At 44.3% G+C, this 19,872-nt stretch carries 23 protein-coding genes; 8 read left to right on the top strand and 15 right to left on the bottom strand.

Features of this window, described 5'->3' with window-relative positions; genetic code table 11:
* Positions 1-77: 77 nt before the first annotated feature.
* Both aroC and F9B85_RS13110 read right to left on the bottom strand, forming a co-directional pair.
* Positions 78-1,274 carry a chorismate synthase gene (gene aroC / locus F9B85_RS13115; protein ID WP_151621694.1) on the bottom strand — a complete coding sequence of 399 codons (1,197 nt, stop codon included), beginning with the start codon at positions 1,272-1,274 and terminating at the stop codon, positions 78-80.
* A 258-nt stretch (positions 1,275-1,532) separates the two neighbouring features.
* Complete coding sequence (locus tag F9B85_RS13110; protein WP_151621677.1) at positions 1,533-2,417, bottom strand: shikimate dehydrogenase; 885 nt, start codon at positions 2,415-2,417, stop codon at positions 1,533-1,535.
* Positions 2,418-2,640: 223 nt separating this feature from the next.
* On the opposite strand from F9B85_RS13110, the gene F9B85_RS13105 reads away from it, so the two are divergent.
* Positions 2,641-3,120, top strand: coding sequence for a hypothetical protein (locus F9B85_RS13105; RefSeq protein WP_151621676.1), 480 nt, complete (start codon positions 2,641-2,643; stop codon positions 3,118-3,120).
* Between the two features lie 126 nt (positions 3,121-3,246).
* On the top strand, positions 3,247-3,381 hold the full coding sequence (locus F9B85_RS14950) for a hypothetical protein (RefSeq protein ID WP_279237793.1): 135 nt from the start codon (positions 3,247-3,249) through the stop codon (positions 3,379-3,381).
* Between the two features lie 14 nt (positions 3,382-3,395).
* Here the strand turns inward: F9B85_RS14950 and F9B85_RS13100 are convergent, their stop codons facing one another.
* The 6 genes from F9B85_RS13100 to cudC form a co-directional block, all read right to left on the bottom strand.
* Positions 3,396-3,947 carry a YqeG family HAD IIIA-type phosphatase gene (locus tag F9B85_RS13100; protein ID WP_151621675.1) on the bottom strand — a complete coding sequence of 184 codons (552 nt, stop codon included), beginning with the start codon at positions 3,945-3,947 and terminating at the stop codon, positions 3,396-3,398.
* 58 nt (positions 3,948-4,005) lie between these two features.
* Positions 4,006-4,587, bottom strand: a complete 582-nt coding sequence (gene pyrE, locus F9B85_RS13095; protein ID WP_151621674.1) for an orotate phosphoribosyltransferase — start codon at positions 4,585-4,587, stop codon at positions 4,006-4,008.
* A 13-nt stretch (positions 4,588-4,600) separates the two neighbouring features.
* Positions 4,601-5,344 (bottom strand): orotidine-5'-phosphate decarboxylase, encoded by a 744-nt coding sequence (pyrF, locus tag F9B85_RS13090; protein ID WP_151621673.1) that lies wholly within the window; start codon positions 5,342-5,344, stop codon positions 4,601-4,603.
* Between the two features lie 183 nt (positions 5,345-5,527).
* Complete coding sequence (gerQ, locus tag F9B85_RS13085; RefSeq protein WP_151621672.1) at positions 5,528-6,289, bottom strand: spore coat protein GerQ; 762 nt, start codon at positions 6,287-6,289, stop codon at positions 5,528-5,530.
* A gap of 15 nt (positions 6,290-6,304) precedes the next feature.
* The gene (locus F9B85_RS13080) at positions 6,305-6,736 is read right to left on the bottom strand and encodes a cell wall hydrolase (protein WP_151621671.1); all 432 of its coding nucleotides are present in this window, start codon (positions 6,734-6,736) and stop codon (positions 6,305-6,307) included.
* A gap of 516 nt (positions 6,737-7,252) precedes the next feature.
* A complete protein-coding gene (gene cudC / locus F9B85_RS13075) occupies positions 7,253-7,786 on the bottom strand; it encodes a choline uptake/conversion transcriptional regulator CudC (RefSeq protein ID WP_243138228.1) in 534 nt (177 codons plus the stop codon).
* A 293-nt stretch (positions 7,787-8,079) separates the two neighbouring features.
* On the opposite strand from cudC, the gene F9B85_RS13070 reads away from it, so the two are divergent.
* The 3 genes from F9B85_RS13070 to F9B85_RS13060 are packed head-to-tail and all read left to right on the top strand — an operon-like array spanning position 8,080 to position 11,077.
* Positions 8,080-9,315: a quaternary amine ABC transporter ATP-binding protein gene (locus F9B85_RS13070; protein ID WP_151621669.1), complete on the top strand. Its 1,236-nt coding sequence runs from the start codon at positions 8,080-8,082 to the stop codon at positions 9,313-9,315.
* Positions 9,316-9,317: 2 nt separating this feature from the next.
* Positions 9,318-10,148 carry an ABC transporter permease gene (locus F9B85_RS13065; RefSeq protein WP_151621668.1) on the top strand — a complete coding sequence of 277 codons (831 nt, stop codon included), beginning with the start codon at positions 9,318-9,320 and terminating at the stop codon, positions 10,146-10,148.
* Positions 10,149-10,168: 20 nt separating this feature from the next.
* On the top strand, positions 10,169-11,077 hold the full coding sequence (locus tag F9B85_RS13060) for a glycine betaine ABC transporter substrate-binding protein (RefSeq protein WP_151621667.1): 909 nt from the start codon (positions 10,169-10,171) through the stop codon (positions 11,075-11,077).
* Between the two features lie 59 nt (positions 11,078-11,136).
* Here the strand turns inward: F9B85_RS13060 and F9B85_RS13055 are convergent, their stop codons facing one another.
* Positions 11,137-13,080 carry a [Fe-Fe] hydrogenase large subunit C-terminal domain-containing protein gene (locus F9B85_RS13055; RefSeq protein WP_170270535.1) on the bottom strand — a complete coding sequence of 648 codons (1,944 nt, stop codon included), beginning with the start codon at positions 13,078-13,080 and terminating at the stop codon, positions 11,137-11,139.
* Positions 13,081-13,227: 147 nt separating this feature from the next.
* Between F9B85_RS13055 and F9B85_RS13050 the strand changes: the two genes are divergently transcribed.
* Positions 13,228-13,896 carry a hypothetical protein gene (locus F9B85_RS13050; RefSeq protein ID WP_151621665.1) on the top strand — a complete coding sequence of 223 codons (669 nt, stop codon included), beginning with the start codon at positions 13,228-13,230 and terminating at the stop codon, positions 13,894-13,896.
* A gap of 30 nt (positions 13,897-13,926) precedes the next feature.
* On the opposite strand, the gene sigK is transcribed toward F9B85_RS13050, so the two are convergent.
* Together sigK and lexA are read right to left on the bottom strand one after the other, a co-directional pair.
* A complete protein-coding gene (gene sigK / locus F9B85_RS13045; protein ID WP_151621664.1) occupies positions 13,927-14,628 on the bottom strand; it encodes an RNA polymerase sporulation sigma factor SigK in 702 nt (233 codons plus the stop codon).
* A gap of 177 nt (positions 14,629-14,805) precedes the next feature.
* Complete coding sequence (lexA, locus tag F9B85_RS13040; RefSeq protein WP_151621663.1) at positions 14,806-15,405, bottom strand: transcriptional repressor LexA; 600 nt, start codon at positions 15,403-15,405, stop codon at positions 14,806-14,808.
* 286 nt (positions 15,406-15,691) lie between these two features.
* Between lexA and F9B85_RS13035 the strand changes: the two genes are divergently transcribed.
* Positions 15,692-16,282 carry a phosphatase PAP2 family protein gene (locus F9B85_RS13035; protein ID WP_151621662.1) on the top strand — a complete coding sequence of 197 codons (591 nt, stop codon included), beginning with the start codon at positions 15,692-15,694 and terminating at the stop codon, positions 16,280-16,282.
* Between the two features lie 18 nt (positions 16,283-16,300).
* Here F9B85_RS13035 and F9B85_RS13030 read toward each other — a convergent pair whose 3' ends face one another.
* Positions 16,301-16,549: an AbrB/MazE/SpoVT family DNA-binding domain-containing protein gene (locus F9B85_RS13030; RefSeq protein ID WP_151621661.1), complete on the bottom strand. Its 249-nt coding sequence runs from the start codon at positions 16,547-16,549 to the stop codon at positions 16,301-16,303.
* A 314-nt stretch (positions 16,550-16,863) separates the two neighbouring features.
* On the opposite strand from F9B85_RS13030, the gene F9B85_RS14485 reads away from it, so the two are divergent.
* The gene (locus tag F9B85_RS14485) at positions 16,864-17,004 is read left to right on the top strand and encodes a hypothetical protein (RefSeq protein WP_170270533.1); all 141 of its coding nucleotides are present in this window, start codon (positions 16,864-16,866) and stop codon (positions 17,002-17,004) included.
* Positions 17,005-17,116: 112 nt separating this feature from the next.
* On the opposite strand, the gene F9B85_RS13025 is transcribed toward F9B85_RS14485, so the two are convergent.
* Genes F9B85_RS13025 through mltG form a run of 3 tightly spaced genes read right to left on the bottom strand, consistent with a single transcriptional unit; the run spans position 17,117 to position 19,819 of the window.
* Entirely contained in the window at positions 17,117-17,326 is a 210-nt protein-coding gene (locus F9B85_RS13025) for a hypothetical protein (RefSeq protein ID WP_151621660.1), read from the bottom strand.
* A 59-nt stretch (positions 17,327-17,385) separates the two neighbouring features.
* Complete coding sequence (locus tag F9B85_RS13020; protein WP_151621659.1) at positions 17,386-18,819, bottom strand: U32 family peptidase C-terminal domain-containing protein; 1,434 nt, start codon at positions 18,817-18,819, stop codon at positions 17,386-17,388.
* The gene (gene mltG, locus F9B85_RS13015; protein ID WP_151621658.1) at positions 18,809-19,819 is read right to left on the bottom strand and encodes an endolytic transglycosylase MltG; all 1,011 of its coding nucleotides are present in this window, start codon (positions 19,817-19,819) and stop codon (positions 18,809-18,811) included. The genes F9B85_RS13020 and mltG overlap by 11 nt, the downstream gene beginning before the upstream one ends.
* Positions 19,820-19,872: the final 53 nt, after the last annotated feature.

The raw sequence follows: 19,872 nt of genomic DNA, 5'->3' as shown, positions 1-19,872 counted from the left end.
CCCCTTTTGATTACAGGCTTTGCTGTGTAGCTGTGACCTTTGGTGATCGAAGATTGGCGAGCTTCCTTGTGATTAGTCTAGAAGTTGTTGGCGTCTTTGTGCATTTGCTGTACTCGTTCTTGAATCTGCTCGAGTCGGTCACCGCCTGTAGTTGTTAGGAGGGCTTGTGCTAAGACTAGGGCAAGTTGGGCTTCCGCTACGATTGCCGCTGCTGGTACAGCACAGGTGTCGGAGCGTTCTACGGAGGCTTTGACAGGTTGTCGGTTAGTGATGTCGATTGTATCTAGTGGTTGATATAGTGTTGGTATTGGTTTCATGGCGATGCGGATGATGATTGGTTCACTGTTGCTCATGCCGCCTTCAATACCACCAGCTCGATTAGTCTGTCGGTAGTAGCCTTTTCCTTCCTTATGGTATATAGGATCGTGGACTTGAGAGCCTATCTGGCGAGCACTTTCAAAGCCTAAACCTATCTCGACGCCTTTGATGGCTTGTATGGACATCATGGCGCCGGCAATTTGGCTGTCTAGGCGGCGGTCGTCGTGACTGTAACTGCCTAGGCCAACTGGTAAGCCTACTGCAGCTATTTCTATGATGCCGCCGAGGCTGTCGCCTTCTGCTTTTGCCTTGTCAATGGCGGCGATCATGGTTGCTTCGGCTGAAGAGTCACTGCAATGTACTTGCGATGCATCGGCTTTATCTTGTAGTTCTTGCCAGGAGACTCTGCCTGCTGTTGCTTCCTTATATAGTTCTGCTTCCTTGGGGTTAGTGGCGTTGCCTATGGATAAGACGTGAGAGTAGATCTTAATACCTACTGCTTCGAGTAATCCTCTGGCTACAGCTCCGGCGGCGACGCGAGCGGCTGTCTCACGAGCGCTCGATCTTTCCAGAATATTGCGCATGTCACGATGGCCATACTTGATAGCTCCGGAGAGATCAGCATGACCTGGTCTTGGACAGGTAACTTGTCTTTCTTCAGTTCTGGCATCTCCGTGAGGAGACATGATCTCTTGCCAGTTGACCCAGTCGCGGTTCTCGATCTGTAAGCTGATAGGGCTACCGAGTGTTTTGCCGCCTCGAATGCCTGATAAGATGGTTGCTTGATCTTTTTCTATGGCCATTCGTCCGCCACGTCCATAACCTTTCTGGCGGCGGGCTAGTTGGGTATTAATATATGCTGTAGTGATGGGAAGTCCGGCAACGATTCCTTCTATGATAACGGTCAGGGCCGGTCCGTGAGATTCCCCTGCCGTGAGATAACGGATGGCTGTCATAACTTCTTCCACTCTTTCTTTCTTTCTTTCTTTCTTTCTTTACTTACTTTCTTACTTTACTTGCTCTGCTTACTTTACTAACCTTGGTTATCTTTGCTTACTTTGTTAGCTTTACTTACTTATTTAACTTGTCTATGCTTTTATTTTCCTAGGCAAGTTAATAGGATATTTATTCCACATAGGTCGACTAATTCCTTCTATTACTTCTTTATATGTCACTTATTATCGATAATTATTTTGCAGTGTTGGATTTTTTTGTTATTTTTTGCCATGTGTAAATTCTTGTAGTGCTTTGGCCATTACTGCTACTGGTGCTGGTAATCCTGTCCATTTTTCTAATGCTACAGCACCTTGGTAAAGGAGCATTGGTAAGCCGTTTTGGTTTCTTTGTCTTCTCTTCTTGGCGGCTTGGAGTAGTTCTGTTTCTACAGGGTTATAGACCATGTCAGCTACGTATAGATCTGCCTTGTGGGGAAGCCAGTTTTCTGGTGCTAGGGGATATGGGGTGATGAGGCCATCTTTGCTCATGCCTAGCGATGTAGCATTGACGAGCAGGTCTTTGTCATCTAGTGCTTCTTGAAGAGCAGAAGATTGAAAGGGTATGTGGCGCAGGACTGGGGCTGTTAGGGAGGTTGTTGGGGCGAGATTCTGTAGGAGCTCTTCTGCTTTTTCTGTTGAGCGATTGGCTAAGGTGATCTCGGTGACTCCTGCTTGTAAAAGTGCTAAGGCGGCGGCGCGAGCGGCACCGCCTGCTCCCAGAATAAGGACTTTGCGGCCTTGTGGTTCAAAGTTGTCTTCCCGTAGGCCTCGAATAAAGCCGATGGCGTCGGTGTTGTAGCCTTTGAGTCCTTCTTCTTCTATGGTGACGCAATTGACGGCTCCAATGGCGGCGGCAAGGGGATCGATTTCATCAAGGTAGGGTAGAATTTTTTCTTTGTGGGGGACTGTAATGTTAAGGCCTTTATAGCCAAGGACTTTTAGACCTTGTAAGGCTTTTTCTAGGTTATCAGGATGTACGGGGTAAGCGGCATAGCGCCAGTTGATGCCTAGGTGGTCGATTGCGGCGTTTTGCATTTTCGGTGAGAATGTGTGAGCTACTGGATAGCCTAGGAGGGCGATCCATTGGGTTGTTCCGTTAATCATTTTAGTGTGTCTCCTTTTCTCTACTTTCTTGTTGAAAAAGCTTACTTGATAGGGTCTTATGTTGTACAATTGTGCTAGATATTCTTATGGTCCTTGAAGCTGTAGTGCTATTTTTTGCGGCTTTAATTTTATAATGATTTTTTTTGAAATTGCAGTTACTGTTGTTGAAAACCACAGTGGTAGAGTTTTTTATATTGTGTTTACAAAGAGAGGTGATTTTTTAGTGAATGATGAGAAGTTTCAGCAGTTAGTATTAGAGCAATTTCAACTATTAAATAATCGTTTCGATTCAATGGACAAGCGTCTTGGTGCTGTTGAGGAAAATGTGGCTTCCATGAACCAGCGGCTCGGGGCTGTTGAGGACAATGTGGCTTCCATGAACCAGCGGCTCGGGGCTGTTGAGGACAATGTGGCTTCTATGAGCGAGCGCGTTGATAGGATTGAGCAAAATCTGGCCTTCTTAGTTAAGTCGCAGGTTCGGACTGAGAAGAAGCTTGATGATCTGGCTTCTATGGTAGCTCGCCGTTTTCTTGAGGGTGATGCTCACTTTGAAGATTTGTTAGAGCAACTTCGTGAGAGGCTGGAGACTCGTTTTGACAGTCTTGATTCGAAGCAGGCTGAGATGAATTTCGTGCTCAAGGATCTTAGCTATCGTTATATAAAGCATGAGTCGGAAATCCAAGCTTTGAAGTTAGCTCGCTGATACTGCTTAGGCTCTTAAAGATTCTAATAGCTTAAGGAAAGTATATCGCTTTTGCTTGATGGGAAGAATAGGGTTGAGTCTTTTTTTGACTCCTTGGTGAATTGTTTTTCGGAGGAGGATTGAGCAATGGAAAAGGACTTACCTTATGCTAATCTTACATCAGAGCAACAGAGTCTTTTGTCTCAAGCTGAGCAGACTTTGAATGCACAGGTTGGCGATAGTGAAGAAATAATTATTCTGGCTTATAAGAAAGAGAAGTAAAAAAGATGGAGGGTTCACCTTGCGGCGGACCCTCCATCTTTTTTGTTTTTTCTGGACTTTTTCTGCAACTTCAAGGTTCTTCGACGTCTTAGCACTATCTTTTCTAAGGTGCGTACAAGGCGTGTTCCTAAGAATTCACGGCGACTGATGGGGTTTACTAAGATCGTGTGCATGCCGATGCGGTTGCCTCCGAGTACGTCGGTAAAAATCTGATCACCAATTACGGCTGTTTCTTGTGCTGTTGTGCCTAGTTTTTGCATGGCTTGTAGAAAGCCTTTGCGTCTAGGTTTCTTAGCTCTAGAGATATAGGGGACTTTGATTTGACAGCCTTCGGCAAATTGTTGTACTCTCCGTTCGCCGTTGTTCGATAAGATACATACTTTGATACCTTGTTGGTCTAGTTCTTGTAGCCATTGTACGATGGTAGGGCAAAGGTCGTTGCGATTCCATTCGGCTAGTGTATTGTCGAGATCGATGATGACGCCTTTGACGCCTCGCTCTGTCAGGGCCGCGATGTCGACTTCAGGTACCGTATTGACGTGCTGGATAGGTCTCAGAAGTTTCACGGCAATCCTCCTGTTCAGCAGTTAAAGTTTCTTGCTAGCTTTTGGCATGAATACTTTTCTAGGATCGACTGCCTGGCTTAATGGCAGGAGTACCTTCTTGGCAAAGAGGGCATTCGGCTGGATCCCAGGAGAGTACTTCCATGGTCATAGCGGCGCAAAATGGTACGCCAAAATCTACTTGGCCGTTAGAGCGATCGACAAGGGATGCTACAGCGATGACTTCTCCACCTGCTTCTTCTACTACTTGCATTACTTCACGAACAGAGCCTCCGGTAGTAACGACGTCTTCACAGACGACGACTTTTTGCCCTTTTTCGATCTGGAAACTGCGGCGCAGTTTCATGATTCCATTTTCTCTTTCGGCAAAAATGGCTCGCAAGCCCAAGGCTTGGCCTACGGCATAGGCTACGATTATGCCTCCCATGGCAGGTCCAATGATAAGCTCTGTTGTGCCTTTTCCTAGAGTTTTCTCTAGTTGTTCGGCTAAATGGTTGGCTAGTTTGTCTGTGTAGTGTGGGTATTGGAGTACTTGAGCGCATTGGACGTAACGGTTGCTGTGACGCCCTGAGGTAAGGCGAAAGTGTCCTTCGAGGAGGGCTTCACTTTCACGGAAGATATCTAGGATTTGTTCTTGGTTCATTGTTGCGTGCTCCTTATCTTAATTGTCTTTGTTGAAGACCTTTTTCCATTTCTTCAATTATCTTTTGTGCTGATTCGGCAGGATTGGCGGAGGCTGTAATAGGCCGTCCTACGACGAGGTAGTCGGCTCCGGCGGTCATGGCTTCCTCTGGTGTCATAGTCCGTGCCTGATCGTTAGCGTCAGCCCAGAGGGGTCGTACGCCTGGGGTAACGATTTTGAAGTTTTCACTACAGGCTTGTCTGATCAGGCTGATTTCCTGAGGAGAAGCTACTACTCCACCTACGCCTGCTTCCTCGGCTACTTTTGCTAAGCGTAGAACGTTATGTTCAACAGAGCCGTCCATACCTACTTCTTCGTTCAATGTTTTTTGGTTCATTGAAGTGAGGATGGTGACGGCTAAGACTAGGGGAATGTCTTTGTTCATGGTGCTCGCTTTTTGCTTAGCTTCTTCTGCCGCTCTTGCCATCATGCTTTTGCCTCCGCTAGCGTGGAGGGTAAACATGGAGACGCTCTTGCCTGTTACGACTGCTGAAGCTTTGGCTACTGTGTTGGGGATGTCGTGGAATTTGAGATCTAGGAATACGGGGTAGCCAAGGGCGATGATTTCTTCGGTGATGGCAAAGCCAACGCTATTGTGAAGTTGCATGCCTATCTTAAAAGTGCCGCAGTTCTTTCCTACTGCTTGCACGATGGCTAGGGCTTCTTCGCGGCTGTCCACATCTAGGGCTACGATTAATCTATCTTTTGCTGTTTGCACTATTATCCTCCTTCGTTGGTTTCTGCCGTTCTGTTCTATTTTACCCAATATTGCTTCCCTTTGGGTAAAATTTTTTCTTTTAATTATCTTTTATCTATTTTTTGTTGTCAAAAAAAATAAGCCTACCGTTCCATGCGTTGGCATGGTCTGCAGGCCATGGGTTCTTTGGCATGGGGCAGTGACTTAGCGTGGGAAAGTACGGACGCCGTTAAAGGGATATTCGTAGGCGATTTCTTCGTCAAATGTAATATAGTCCACGTTGAGCATTAGGAGGAGATATCTTTTTCCTGTTTTGGGATCGCTGATAATGATGTGATCTCGTCCGGCCGCTTCGATACAGCCACGAAAGATTTTGGCGTTCCAGCGCATGTTGTTTTCGTAGGTTGCGTAGATGGTCGCTAGTTTGCCTCTGTTGAGACGGAGAATGTTTTCGACGTATGATTCTTCAATGGGTAAGGTGCCAGGTGCGCCAGGCATAGCAGGAACACCAGGTGCTACTGGAGCAAGCTCTGTTTCTGGGGGATAAGCTGGTGTGCCAGGGATAATAGCGCCACTTGGTGGTTGTGTGGGACGGGGGAAGAATCTCCATCCACCAGCAGGTCTTCTCCAGCCTGGTGGTACGGCGATAGTGTCGTCTAGGTTGTTGTTAAAGTTGTTGTTATCATAGTTATTGTCATAGTAGTTGTTGTCATAGTAGTTGTTATCATAATGGTCGGGGTTGTCGTAGCCATAAGAAGGTCTTCTGCAAGGATCATCATAGATAGGATCTAGTCTAGGATCGTAGCAAGGATCGGTGTAGTAGGGGTCTTGACAAGGATCATGTACAGGCGGTGTGGGGCGAATGTCCTGGCAAGGATCTTTAGGTACTGTGGCGCAGGGGTCTTTGATTGGTCGACGAGGCTTGCAAGATGCAGTCACTTCTTCATCAAAAATGTCTCTGCTCATGAGAACACTCCTTCTTTATCCACCTCTAAATACTTCGGGACAGTTTGCGGGGAGGGGTTGGAAAAAACAATGGGCTTTGTATCGGCCTGTGTTGGGCTGATTATACCAGGTTCCTGGACAAGGTCCATCAGGTCGAAAAAACCAGAGGGCGTTGCTGGCTGGGTGAAATCTCTCCCCTCTTATTAATCTTTCGGCCAGCCGTTTCTCTCTTTCTCGAGCTCTTTGGTAAAAGTAGGATTTCTGTACGGCTTCAAAGCCACCGGGGGACTGATAAACCATTTCTCGTACGGTACGAATGTGGGGAAAGTCCAGACAGTTAACGATGACGCGGTTAACGCAGACGTTCCCTGCCATGAGCATTCCCAGATCTCCTTCTCCTTCAGCTTCCGCTCGAATGAGTCGGGCAAGGATTTCGATGTCACTGCTGTCTGCTCTGATTACGGCCACTTGATCACCCCTTTGCTCTCCCCCAGATTCGTTTACATTATATTCCACGGTCCTTTATCGGTGCTTATTGTGGCTTGGTAATGCTTGGGAACGGCAGGGGCAGGTGCTTTTGCTTTTGGGGTAATTCTTGAAAAGCTAAAAAAGGACCTCAGTCGTCGACAGCTTGCTGGCGAAACGACGTGGGAGACGCCCGTTCGGAAGAATCGGTTTACCTCAGTCCCAGCTTGAGCCTCCTTATAAGAAAGAACAAATGAAAGAGTATAGAAAAGACTAAAAGCCCTGTAGAGTGATCTATGTTTGAACTGCACTCTACAGGGCTTTTCTCTATTCCTAATATATGACCTAGCATAACTTCATGGCCTAGCAAAGCTTCATGGCCTAGCAAAGGCTTCATGGCTTAGCATAGCTTCATGGCCAGCATGGCTTCATGGCCATCTATAACTTCATGGCCTAGCAAGGGCTTAATAGCCTAGCAAGGGCAACATGACCAGCATGGCTCAGCCAAGAAAAAGGTACTTATTCTTTTCTAGGTATATGATTAAAGATTTCGCCTGTCTCAAAAGCATCTACCAAGCGGTTGAGCCAGTGGTAGTACTCTTGAGCTTGCTGAAGGCGTTCTATGTCTTTTTGGGCTACTGCTTTGACTTCTTCTGAACTTTCTTCATCTGCTATGACCGCCTGTAATTCCGTTAAAGATCTTTCTATGGCCGCTAGGTTCATGTCACTGCCTTTGCGCCATTTGATACAGAAGAATTCACTAAAGGTTTCGTACCAGTCTTCCTCGACTCGGTACAAGTCTTTGCGCACACCTTTTTTCCATGTTTTTTCCACCATTTTGAGGTCTGTTAGTGTCTTGACACCTGTGCTCATGCTGGTTTTGCTCATGCCGAGGGCGTCGCTCATTTCTTCGAGTGTCATCGGTCCGTCGTTAAAGTAGAGAATTCCGTAGAGCCTGCCGATAGAAGGAGTTACGCCGTAGAGATCCATATTCTTGGAAAGGGCTTCGATGACTCTTTCCCGCGCTTTCTCAATGCGCTCTTCTGCATTCACTGCTTTTCCTCCTTCATCGTTGGTACATACCTTCATGTATTCTAAATCATGCCAATGCTTTATGTAAAGTAGCAAGAGTAGCATTAATACGGAGTATTTAGGAGGATACGTAAGACCTCCCTCTCTCACTTCGTACAGTTTTTTCTGTATATATAATACGCTCTTTATGAACGATATATGCTTTTTGAACTTTTCGTTACTTGTCCTTTATACTTAAGAAGGTTCAATAGTTTTTAGCCAGCGAGGATGCTTTTTTTCCTGCTTTTTCTGCTGGCAGAGTTGAAGGTGAAGATATGGCTGAAAAAACAGCAAAGATTGAAGTTCGTAATGTTAGTAAGTTGTTCGGAAAACAGCAAAAAAAAGCGCTTGCATTCATTAAAGAGGGAAAAAGCAAGCAAGAGATTCTAGAGCAGACAGGTGTTGCTGTCGGGGTTTATGATGTTAATTTCGATGTACAGCCTGGTGAGATCTTTGTGATTATGGGCTTGTCCGGTAGTGGTAAGTCAACGTTGCTACGCATGTTAAATCGTTTGATTGAGCCGACTTCTGGTGAGATCTACATAGACGGTGTGGACCTTGTAAAGATGAAAGATGAAGAGTTACGTGATCTGCGTCGCAAAAAAATTAGCATGGTTTTTCAGCGTTTTGCTCTGCTCCCTCATCGTACTGTTTTGCAAAATGCCGCTTATGGTTTAGAGATTCAAGGTATGGAAGAGTCGGAACGTAAAAGTAAAGCTCAGCAGGCTCTTGAGCTTGTGGGCTTAAAAGGCTGGGAAGATTCTTTTCCTGATGAGTTAAGTGGAGGTATGCAACAGAGGGTTGGTCTGGCGCGAGCTTTGGCTAATGACCCTGATGTGTTGTTGATGGATGAGGCTTTTAGCGCTCTTGATCCGCTGATTCGTAAGGATATGCAAGACGAGTTGTTAGCTTTGCAGTCTACGATGGAAAAGACGATTATTTTTATTACTCACGATCTTGATGAAGCTTTGCGCATTGGTGATCGTATTGCTTTGATGAAAGATGGTAAGATTGTTCAGCTTGGTACGCCTGAAGAGATCTTGATGAATCCTTCTAACGCTTATGTTGAGCGTTTTGTTGAAGATATTGATTTGTCACGTGTCTTGACGGCCGCTCATGTGATGGTTCGTCCAGAGACGATGGGCATTGACAAAGGTCCTCGGGTAGCCTTGCAGTTAATGCGCGATCGAGGTATTTCTTCTATTTATATTGTTGATCGCAAAAAGCTTTTGTTAGGTGTGGTGACGGCTCAGGATGCTTCTAGAGCTATTGAGAAAGGTTTAGTTTTGCAAGATATTCTGATTAGTGATGTACCTACAGTTCCTCTGGATCGACTGTTGACTGATCTTTTTGATCTTGTGGCTAATACGTCAGTGCCTGTTGCTGTTATTGATGAGGAAGGTCGGATTAAGGGTGTTCTGATTCGTGGGGCTATTCTAGGAGCTTTAGCCGGGAATAAGGATGCTATATCTTTAGATGAAGCTACCTCTACGAAAAGAGAGGTGGGCTAATTATGGGTGAGCTTTTGCCTAAGATTCCTGTCGATCGAGCTGTGGAGTCTGTTCTTGATTTTTTCTTGACTTACTTTGAGGGTTTTTTCCGTCTTTTATCCAAAAACTTAGCAAGTTTTGTTGAGTTGCTCGTCTCGATGTTAAACTTTTTTCCTTCTATTGTTTTGATTCTTCTGCTCTGTGCTTTGGCTTGGTATGCTCGCAGTTGGCAGTTTGCTCTCTTTACTGGTCTTGGTTTGCTTTTTATTGAAAATATTGGCTACTGGAAGCATACCATGGATACGGTTGCCCTTGTTTTGACGGCTGTGACTATTTCTATTGTCATTGGTGTGCCTATTGGAATTTTGTCGGCTCAGCGCGATGGTGTGCGCAAAGTGGTGACGCCTATTCTTGATTTCATGCAGACTATGCCTGCTTTCGTTTATCTGATTCCGGCTATCTTTTTCTTTGGTCTTGGTGTTGTGCCTGGTATTGTGGCTTCTGTTATTTTTGCTATGCCACCGACGATTCGCTTAACTAATCTGGGTATTCGCCAAGTGCCTGCTGATCTGGTGGAGGTGGCTGATGCTTTCGGTTCTACTTCTAAGCAGAAGTTGTTGAAGGTGCAGTTGCCCCTAGCTATGCCTACGATTATGGCTGGCGTGAATCAGAGTATTATGTTGGCTCTTTCTATGGTTGTTATTGCTTCTATGATTGGAGCGCCTGGTCTTGGTGCGGAAGTTTATCGTGCTGTGACGCAGTTGAAGATTGGTTCTGGCTTTGAGGCTGGTCTAGCTATTGTAGTTCTGGCTATTGTGCTAGATCGGTTTACTCAAAATATAAAGAAAAAGTAGGTTTGAAAGGGGTTTTTTCGATGAAGTTGTCTTTGTTAGAAGGCAAGAAAAAGTTAATGACCATTGCCTTATCTGTGGGCTTTGCTGTTGCTCTGGCTGGTTGTGGTGGCCAAGATGGTCCTGCTGTAGACAGTTCTGCGCCTGTAGGTCAGCAAGTTGGTTATCAGATTACGGGGATTGATCCTGGTGCTGGCTTGATGCGAGCAACTGAGCGAGTTATTGAGGAGTATGAGTTGGAAGGTTGGCGTGTGCAAACTGGTTCTGGTCCTGCTATGACTGCCGCTCTAACTCGTGCTTATAACAATAATGAGCCCATTATTGTGACAGGCTGGACGCCTCATTGGAAGTTTTCTAAGTTCGATCTGAAGTATTTAGATGATCCAAAAGGTATTTATGGTGCTGAGGAGTATGTACATACGATTGCCCGTCTCGGTCTCCAAGAAGACTTGCCTAATGCTTATACTGTTCTAGATCGCTTCGCTTGGACTTCTGATGATATGGGCGCTGTGATGATCATGGTAGAAGACGGTCTAGATCCTGTAGCGGCCGCTAATGCTTGGATTGATGAAAATGCTGAAACTGTAGCCTCTTGGATCGAAGGTGTCGATGCTGTTGATGGTGATAAGATTTCCCTTGCTTATGTAGCTTGGGATTCTGAGATTGCTAGCACTAATGTGGTTGCTGAAGTACTACGCTCTGTAGGTTATGATGTCACGCTTCGTCAAGTTGAGCCTGGTCCTATGTGGGCTGGTGTGGCTGATGGAAGTGCTGATGCTATAGTAGGGGCTTGGTTGCCAACGACGCATGCTGATTACTATGCTGAGTTCGAAGGTCGCTTTGAAGACCTTGGTGTTAATATGGAAGGAACGCGCATTGGTCTAGTCGTTCCTGCTTATATGGACATTGATTCTATTGAAGATCTGAAGTAAACAAAAAAGAAGCTGGCATTGCCGGCTTCTTTTTTTGGGCTCTTTTAGTGAAGGCGTCTTTAGTGCCTGCTTTTTTTATTCAAAAGCTTCTCTTCTTCTACTTTTAGCTTTTCTGATTGACGCAAGACAAGTTCATCGGCTAAGGCTACGGACTGGGCTATTTTTTCTGCGGAAGTGATGGCTTCTGCTATTTTTTGTCCTAAAAAGCCTGATTGTTCTGTTATAGAATCTAAGAAGTCACCTATACGATTAGAACCTTTCGTGGCTTGTTCTGCTAGTTTACGTACTTCTTGGGCGACTATGGCAAAGCCCTTGCCTGACTCTCCTGCTCTTGCCGCTTCAATAGCCGCATTAAGGGCAAGTAAGTCAGTTTGCGAGGCGATAGCTCCTATTTCTTGGCCGATAGATCCTGTATCTTTGGCTAAGCTTTCGATTGTTGCTGATGTTTCGGCTACTGCCTTGATTCCTAGGTGAATTTTTTGTGCACAGTTAGATGCTGTTGCTACGCCTTGAGAGACTTCCTTGTTCGATGCTCTAATTTCTGCTAGGGCTTGAGCTACTTTTTTGTTAGCTTCTACTAGTGCTTGTAGAGCTTCTTTTGCTCTTTCTTGTTCTTTTTCTGCTGTTTCTGCCGCTAAGCGGGCTTCTTGTTCTCTTACGGCGACTTTGTCAAGGTTGATTTCGTTTTCTTTTAATAGGAAGTGTTTACAGCTTTCTGGTCTGTTGCGTTGGGCGGCAAGAGCTTCTACCATGCCTTCACAACTTCCGTAACCACAGCATTGGCAGTTAATTGTCCGATCTTGAGGGTCTTCTTTGTGTAGGATTTTCCAGGCTTTTTCGTGAGCTTCTAGGGAAGGCTTGATGGCTTTATCTAATAGAGCAGAACGGTCTGTGTATTTTCTAGAGTAGTCTAAGCCGGAGCGGTCTATTTCTCGGTAGATTTCTTGAAATAGATCGGCTTCTTTGCGTTTGGGCCATTTCTTATCGGGATGTTTGGCCTGTTGTTCTTTCTTCCGTTGGTCCATGATTTTTTCTACTTGTCGACGAGTCAAGTGGTGCGTTGTAGCAGGACCTACGTTGCATCCATGTAGGCAGTTAAGTATGTCTACGAGTATTGGTTTATCATTTCTCTTTATGTCTTCTTCTAAGCCCGATAGGTATTCGTTGTAGACTTCTCTAGCTCCTTCAACGCGGGGAATGTCTGCTTTATCTACTTTGATGCCAAAGCGTTCGAAGGTTTCTGTTAGTCCACCTGGCTTGGAAAAGACGACAGCTCTTTCTGCTTCGGGATTGTCAAAAGTAGATGGTGGTACTTTGTCGAGATTGATTCCGTTGTCTTGAAAATACTGTTCTAGTGAAGCATAGGTTATATTCCAGCGAACGTGGCCTTTCGTATTAGGATCGGCAAATTCTCTCCTCTTGGCTAGACATGGCCCCAGAAAGGCTAGCTTGAGGTCTTGGTATTTTGTCTGTCCGTGAATCCAGATGGCTGCGTCAAGGGTTGGTGAGTGTGTTGGAGCTAAGTAGGGAATTAGCTGAGGTAGATATGTTTCTATGTAGGTAACAACAGCTGGGCAAGGTTGAGCGATGATGGGCAAGGGGACACCGCTTTTTAAGGCTTTGATGTAAAGGTAGGTTGTCAGTTCTGCGCCAAAGCTTACGTCAAAAACGCTATGAACGCCCATGTTTTTTAAGGCTGTAATTAAGTTAGCTAGTCGGTTAGGCCAGTTTACGGCCGCCGCTGGTGCTATTAAGACGCCGACTTTCTCACCTTGTTGAAGAGCTTTTAAGAATTCCGTAAAGTCATCGACTACATAGCGGGCTGAGTGACCTCTTTCGTTGCAAACACGTAAACATTCTCCACAACCAATGCAGAGGTCGTCGTCGATGGTGACTCTTTTGTCTACTACGTAGTTGCATAGTTTTACAGGACAGACTTCCACGCAAGCGAGGCATCCACAGCATTTTTCTTGATCTGCTCCTACTACTTTGGGTAAAGGCAACGCTTTTGCCACCTCCTTCCCTGTCTTTAATTGGATAATAACGAAAAAACTGTTCTTAAGCAAGAGGAGAATGTTGCGCACAAGTTAACAAAGTGTGATATATTTAGACGAAAAGCGTAAAAATTTTTCAAATGAGGTGTAACTTTGATGAAAACAACTAACCTTCTTCGTTTTTTTCCTTTTCTTCTGCTTTCTTTGCTTTTGTTGACAGGTTGTGGTGCTCAAGATTCTTCCACTTCTGCTAATCTTGAAAGTGATCAAGTAGAACTTTCTTCTCCTGCTGATACTGCTGACTTATCTGATGACGCTGTGGGTGATGCAGATGCATCTGCTGGTGAAAGCTCTGCTTCTGAAGACAGAGACGATAAAGAGTCTAAAAGTGAAAATAGGGCTACACAAAAAGAAACTCTTTCCGTTAAAGAAAGAGAGCTAGCTATTATTAATGATTACCTCTATGCTCTGTCACTGGAAGAGAAGCTCCATGCTGATTGGGAGAGATGGAAGTCTAAAGAGGATGTCTATAAGTTTTTCCGTCAGGGCTACTCAGAAGTTATTTCTTGGCGTTTAGCTGATTATAGTTGGGCTGATAACATCGGTCTTATCGCTACAGAAGGAACTATGTTTATGCCCGACGATGATGTGCATATTCTTGAAGTTGATTTCGATAAGAAGATAGCTTCTGTATGGCACTTTACTTCAGAAGCAGAGCAATTTGTATGGGGTTTTGATGATTATACTGTGGCTGAGTTGCGTTATGAAAATGGTCGCTGGAAGGTTTATGAATCTTCTCATAGCGATAAACACCCTAGGCGGTAGGAATAGAGCAACTGAAAAGATTACCTTGAGCTAAGCTCCTTCTGTCCCTAAATCTTTCATCAACTTTTGAACGGCTCTCTTTTCAATCCTAGAAACGTAAGATCTTGAAATTCCCAAATTTTTGGCGATCTCTCGCTGTGTTTGCCTAGCACCACTGAGCAGTCCGTAACGTAGTTCTAGTACATAACGTTCTCTTTTCGTTAGTTTTTTCATCTTCTTGAGCAATCTCGCTTGTTCAAGAGCGCTTTCGACGATATCAGGTACGCTGTCGCCGTCAGAACCTAAAATATCTATAAGAGTGATCTCATTGCCTTCTTTGTCTACACCAATGGGATCGTGAAGGGACACTTCTCCACGCGTTTTCTTCATGGCCCGTAAGTGCATGAGAATTTCGTTTTCGATGCACCGAGCGGCATAAGTAGCTAGCTTCGTTCCTTTATCCGGCTTAAAAGTATTAATCGCTTTGATTAGTCCTATTGTGCCAATGGAGATCAGATCGTCATTGTTCTCACCAGTACCGTCAAATTTTTTGCATACATGAGCGACAAGGCGTAAGTTGTGTTCGATAAGTTTGTTTCTTGCTTCGCCGTCACCTTTGGTTAGTTTTTGTAGGTAGAGCTTTTCTTCCTTCTCACTTAAAGGATGAGGAAAGGCGTTGTTACTTATATAGCTCATCAGAGCTGTAACACCCTTTATAAAAGGAAGAATTAAGGCTCCTACAATGTCAATCATGAGCCCACCTCCGGTCAGATACTGTCATATATCCTATGGCGGTAGTGCTTGACAGGTGACAGGGCAAATAAAACCAAAAAGACCAGATCTTCCGTATTGTGAAGATCTGGTCTTTTATTCTGTAGAGCTTTATCTTGTCTGAGCTTGCACTTCTAGTTATGGAATATTAGTGAATTCTTAGTTCAAACGTCTTATTACGGTAACTACTTTGCCTAAGATGGTCATGTCACGACAGTAGATAGGTGCAAGTGCGCTATTCTCTGGTTGTAGTCTCACTTGATCTTTTTCCTTGAAAAATCGCTTGACTGTAACTTCATCTTCTAAGAGAGCTACCACGATTTCACTGTTTAAGGCATCCTGTTGTTGGCGCACGATTACGAGATCGCCGTTAAAGATGCCTGCCTCAATCATACTATCGCCTTGGACGCGAAGAGCAAAAAATTCTCCTTCACCGATGAATGTTTTGGCGATAGGTAAGTATTCTTCAATACATTCTACAGCTAGTAAAGGGTTACCAGCTGAGACTGTGCCTATGAGTGGTATGGAGGTAAAGTCAGGTCGTTGACCAATTATTTCTATTGTTCTTGGTTTGGAAGGGTCTTTGCGGATATAGCCTTTTTTTTCTAGGCGTTCTAGGTAGAGATGAACAGTAGAACTAGAAGCCCACCCCATCTTCTCTCCAATTTCTCGGACGCTAGGCGGGTATCCTTTAGCATTTACAAATTCCTGAAGCATGTGGTATAAGTCTTTTTCTCTAGGTGTTAAGTTCAAAGCCAACACCTCTCTTTCTAATTAGCTTCATCATACCATAATTTGTTTATGGGAACAACTGTTTTGAGTGTTTTTGTTCTCTTCTTGTTATTATGATCAAACTAGGAAGGTGCAGGAAGGCATAAAGTAATTTGACATAGGTGGTTTTAGGGTATACTTTAAGTAAAGGTTATCATTTTAGCTTTAGTTCTTGTTAGGAGGGTCTGTTCTGTTTCATTTACCTCGTTTTTTCCTTGCTTTGTTGGCTGGTACTTTTGTAATTGTTGCTAGTGGTTCATTAGGTAAAGTCCTTATGAACTGGGAGCTAATTCGGCAGATTGATGAGTCCTTGTTAATAGCTACTGTTTCTTTACGTAATGATTTTCTTAATGCTTTGATGAATGGCATTACTTATTTTGGCTCAGCGCAGTTGTTAATTCCTTTGACCTTGCTTTTTATGTTTCTTTTTTTTCGCCAAGGTGCTTATGAAAAAGCTAAAATGTTGTTAGCTTTGTTGCTGGCTTGGGCTTATTTTAATTATCCTTTAAAGGCTCTTTTTAGCAGAGTAAGACCTGATATTGTTGAAGCTCTAGTGATGGAGTCTTCTCCAGCCTTTCCTTCTGGCCATACCTTAGGTGCGGCTTTGATTCTGCCGGCTTTGCTGATTACTTTAGCTGACCGACCTTATCAAAAGAAAGCTTTGCTGATGGTTATGGTAGCTATCTTAGCTGTTGCTGTCAGTCGTGTATATCTTGGTGCTCATTGGCCTAGCGATGTTCTCGCTTCCTTGTTAGGGACGGCCGCTTTCTGGTTTGTCTTGCAGTCAGATTATAAATTCCATTTCTCTTGGCCAAAAAGTGAAAAGGTTGAGCAGTTTAGTGAACAAAAAAAGACGACCTCTTAAGTGAGGGCGTCTTTTTTGTTAGACAACGTGATCGGCTACGGCGGTGGCACATTTGCGGCAGACCATTTTGCCTTTGTAGTCTTGTATTTGCACGGCACTGCCACAAAATACGCAAGCTGGTTCGTATTTCTTAAGGATTATTTTTTCGTTTTCTACGTAAATCTCCAGTCCATCCTTCTCAGCGATGCCCATAATTCTTCGTAGCTCCATAGGAATTACGACTCTGCCTAGTTCATCTACTTTACGCACTATACCTGTCGACTTCAAGTTGTCTACCCCTTTCTAGTTCTTATTATTACGTATGTTTTTCTTAACGGCCTTATTATTGCTTGCCTTAGTTATTATGCTTTGTTATGTGTGCTTGTTGTTTTTTATTGCCATAATTTGTCTTTTGTTTTGTGCTTTCGACAGCTTGGCCTATATACTGTTTACTATACCCTCCATAGTATGCAAAGTCAACCTTAATTTTCCATATTTCCGACATTTTTTTCTTCTTTTTCCTATCATTTGTTTTACCATGTTTAATCTCTTTTGGTGATGGTCATACTATAAAAAACTTGAAAGGAGAGATATTACGCACAATGGAAAACGAAACAGAAAAGACAAAGCAGAATGCCCTTGATGGTACTACATGGGAATTTCTTAATGTAGGTTGGTGGGTTTGGCACGTTGTAGCTATCGCCTTGGTATTCTATCTTGGACATCTGCTCTGGCCTCGATAAATCGTCATTATCTCCGGTCTCATATGCTCTTTTTTTATGACAAAGACCCCGAAGCCTCTCGGCTCGGGGTCTTTGTCTTGCTTGTCTGTATTGAAGATTGCCTTCTTGAAGATTAGCTTTTCAGTTCTTCATCTACTCCGTATTTGTCTTGGAGAATCTCTTTGATACGGTTGGCTCGTAAGGCATCTGTGGTTGCGTATTCTTTGAATAGTTCAGCCACATCTGAGTCGTCCGTAGTCTGGGAAAACTTCTGGTAGTCTCTGACTAGTTCTTGTTCGTTAAGCAGTGCTTTCATCAGAAAATCTTTTGTCTTTAATTCCATTTCTGACCGTCACCTCCGAGATTAGTGTACCCGCCGAGGCTCTCTGGTCACATGGAATATTATGGTTCATTGCTGTTGTATAGCTGAGTTGGCCAGGGTAGTGTTTCGAGGATTTTAATTACTTCTGGTCTTGTATCTTTTGTAGTTCTTATAAGCACAATGCCGCTCTGCCGGTCCACTGTTGTGGGAACTCCAAGGTGTCCAAATCCTTCGAGGATAATGTCGAGGTAAAAGATATGGGAAGGATCGATGCGTACTTTAAGATATTCTTCTTCCCCACTGCCTTTGGGACGGCGAACCATGTCCAGCTGGTCTAAAGGGAAGCGGCTCTTGAGCCAGATCAGTTGGTGCGGTCGCGGTGCTTGCTCAATTGCCTTTTCTTCTTCATCCCACATTTCGTTGGCTACGGTTAGAAAAGCCGCTTTGTCAGGACCACTAAATTCTAATATGTCGCCAAGGAGGATGCGGTTACGAACTTCTACTTGTACTCGCTTGTTTTTTTCGTCATATTGGCGAACTAATCCGACAAAGTCATATTCTCGGTTGTAAGCTACGTCTGGTTCTTGCCCTGGAGGACCGTGAAGAAAACCTCTTGTGTAAGGGCGATGGCTAATCTTGCCTAGTTCATCCCACCAAGCTCGATCGACTTTGTATTCTTTGCCTTCTGCTTTTCTTTTGTAGTAGCTGTCGATGGCGCGACGATAAACTTGCGTCACTGTGGCTACGTAGTGCACGCTTTTCATGCGACCTTCGATTTTGAAGCTTTTGACGCCGCTTTCGATAAGGGCGGGTATATCTTCAAGGAGGCATAGGTCTCGAGCGTTAAAGATGTAAGATCCTCTCTCATCTTCTTCGATAGGCATATACATACCTGGGCGCTGTTCTTCCATAAGTGCGTACTTCCAGCGGCAAGCTTGAGTACATTCGCCTTGATTGGCTTTGCGACCTGTTAGGTAGTCGCTAATTAGACAGCGGCCAGAATAAGACATGCACATAGCGCCATGAACAAAAACTTCTAGTTCTACGTTGACCTGCTCATGGATTTCCTTGATCTCTGCTAGCGTCAGTTCGCGGGCTAAAACGATGCGTTCAGCGCCTTGTTCAGCCCAGAAACGAGCCGCTTCTAGGTTCGTTACGTTGGCTTGTGTGCTTATATGGATAGGTAGGTTGGGAACGGTGCGACGAGCTATGGCAAAAACACCAGGATCGGAGACGATGATGGCGTCTGCTCCTATAGCTTCTAGTTCTCGCAAGTAATCGTCTAGGCCCTGTAGATCTTTGTTATGAGCAAAAATATTTACTGTTACATAAGCTTTTTTGCCTTGTTTATGGGCTTCTGCTATGCCCTTAGACATTTGTTCTGTCGTAAAGTTACCAGCATAGGCTCGAAGTCCAAAGCGCTCTCCAGCCATGTAAAGTGCATCGGCACCGTAGTGGAGTGCCATTGTTAGTTTTTCAAGATTGCCTGCTGGTGCAAGCAGTTCAATTGACATAGCGTGCCACCGCCCGATTGTGTTCTTCAAAAGTTCTACTGAAGTGATGGTATCCTTGACCTTTGGCTACAAAGTATAGATAGTCTACGTTAGAGGGGTAGAGAGCGGCATTAAAGCTCAGAATACCTGGCGAAGCGATAGGTCCTGGAGGCAAACCATTATTACGGTAGGTGTTATAAGGCGATTGAATCTCTAGGTCTTGCAGGTAGAGCTTCTCTCTTGGTTCGTCTAGCAGGTATTGAATAGTGGAACAAGCTTCTAACCTACGGTTAGAGTTAAGACGGTTGTGAAAAACAGCTGATATAATTGGTCTTTCTTCGTGAATCACTGCTTCTCTTTCGATAATGGAAGCTAGTGTAACTACTTCTTTTATAGTCATGCCCAATTCGTCTGCTCTTTGTCGCACTTCTGCCGTTACTTCTTGGTCAAAGCGGGCAACGAGCATTTTGACTAGTTCTTCTTCGCTTATGTTCCGTGCAACGCGATAGGTAGCGGGAAATAGAAATCCTTCTAGTCTGTTAATATCACCTGTATCTTCTATATAGTCGTAAGGAAGAGGCGTAAAAGCTAGCGCATGGTGAAAGAGGTCTTCTTTTACAAAATTTCTTTCTGTTAAAAGTTTCGTAATCTGCTTAATGCTAAAGCCTTCTGGTATGGTAAAAGTATGGAGAACTGGCTTGCCATTTTGCAGTTCTTGTACTATTTCAGGTAAGGCCATAGATGGACTAAGTGCATATTCTCCTGCTTTGAGAAACTCTTCGGCGTTGAAACGGACATAGTAGTAAAAAGCTGCTCCGCTTCTAATTAAGCCTTCGTCTTCTAATAGCTGTCCAATCTGCTCTACGGTAGCATTAGATGGAATTGTTACGTAGATTTGTTCTGTTGACTCTGCTGATAATGGTTTTAGTTGTTGTTCATATAAAAAGTAGGTAAAAACGATTCCCAATAGGAAAATGGTAATCAGGCTTAAGCCTAATCTACTTTTTTTCCTTTTGCCCATGATGTAGCCTCCTCTAAGGTCTTTCCCAGTAAGTATTAATTCTCATACATACA

This window comes from Heliorestis acidaminivorans, assembly GCF_008933955.1.
Classification (GTDB): domain Bacteria; phylum Bacillota; class Desulfitobacteriia; order Heliobacteriales; family Heliobacteriaceae; genus Heliorestis; species Heliorestis acidaminivorans.
This window is presented reverse-complemented; position numbering and strand designations above follow the sequence as displayed.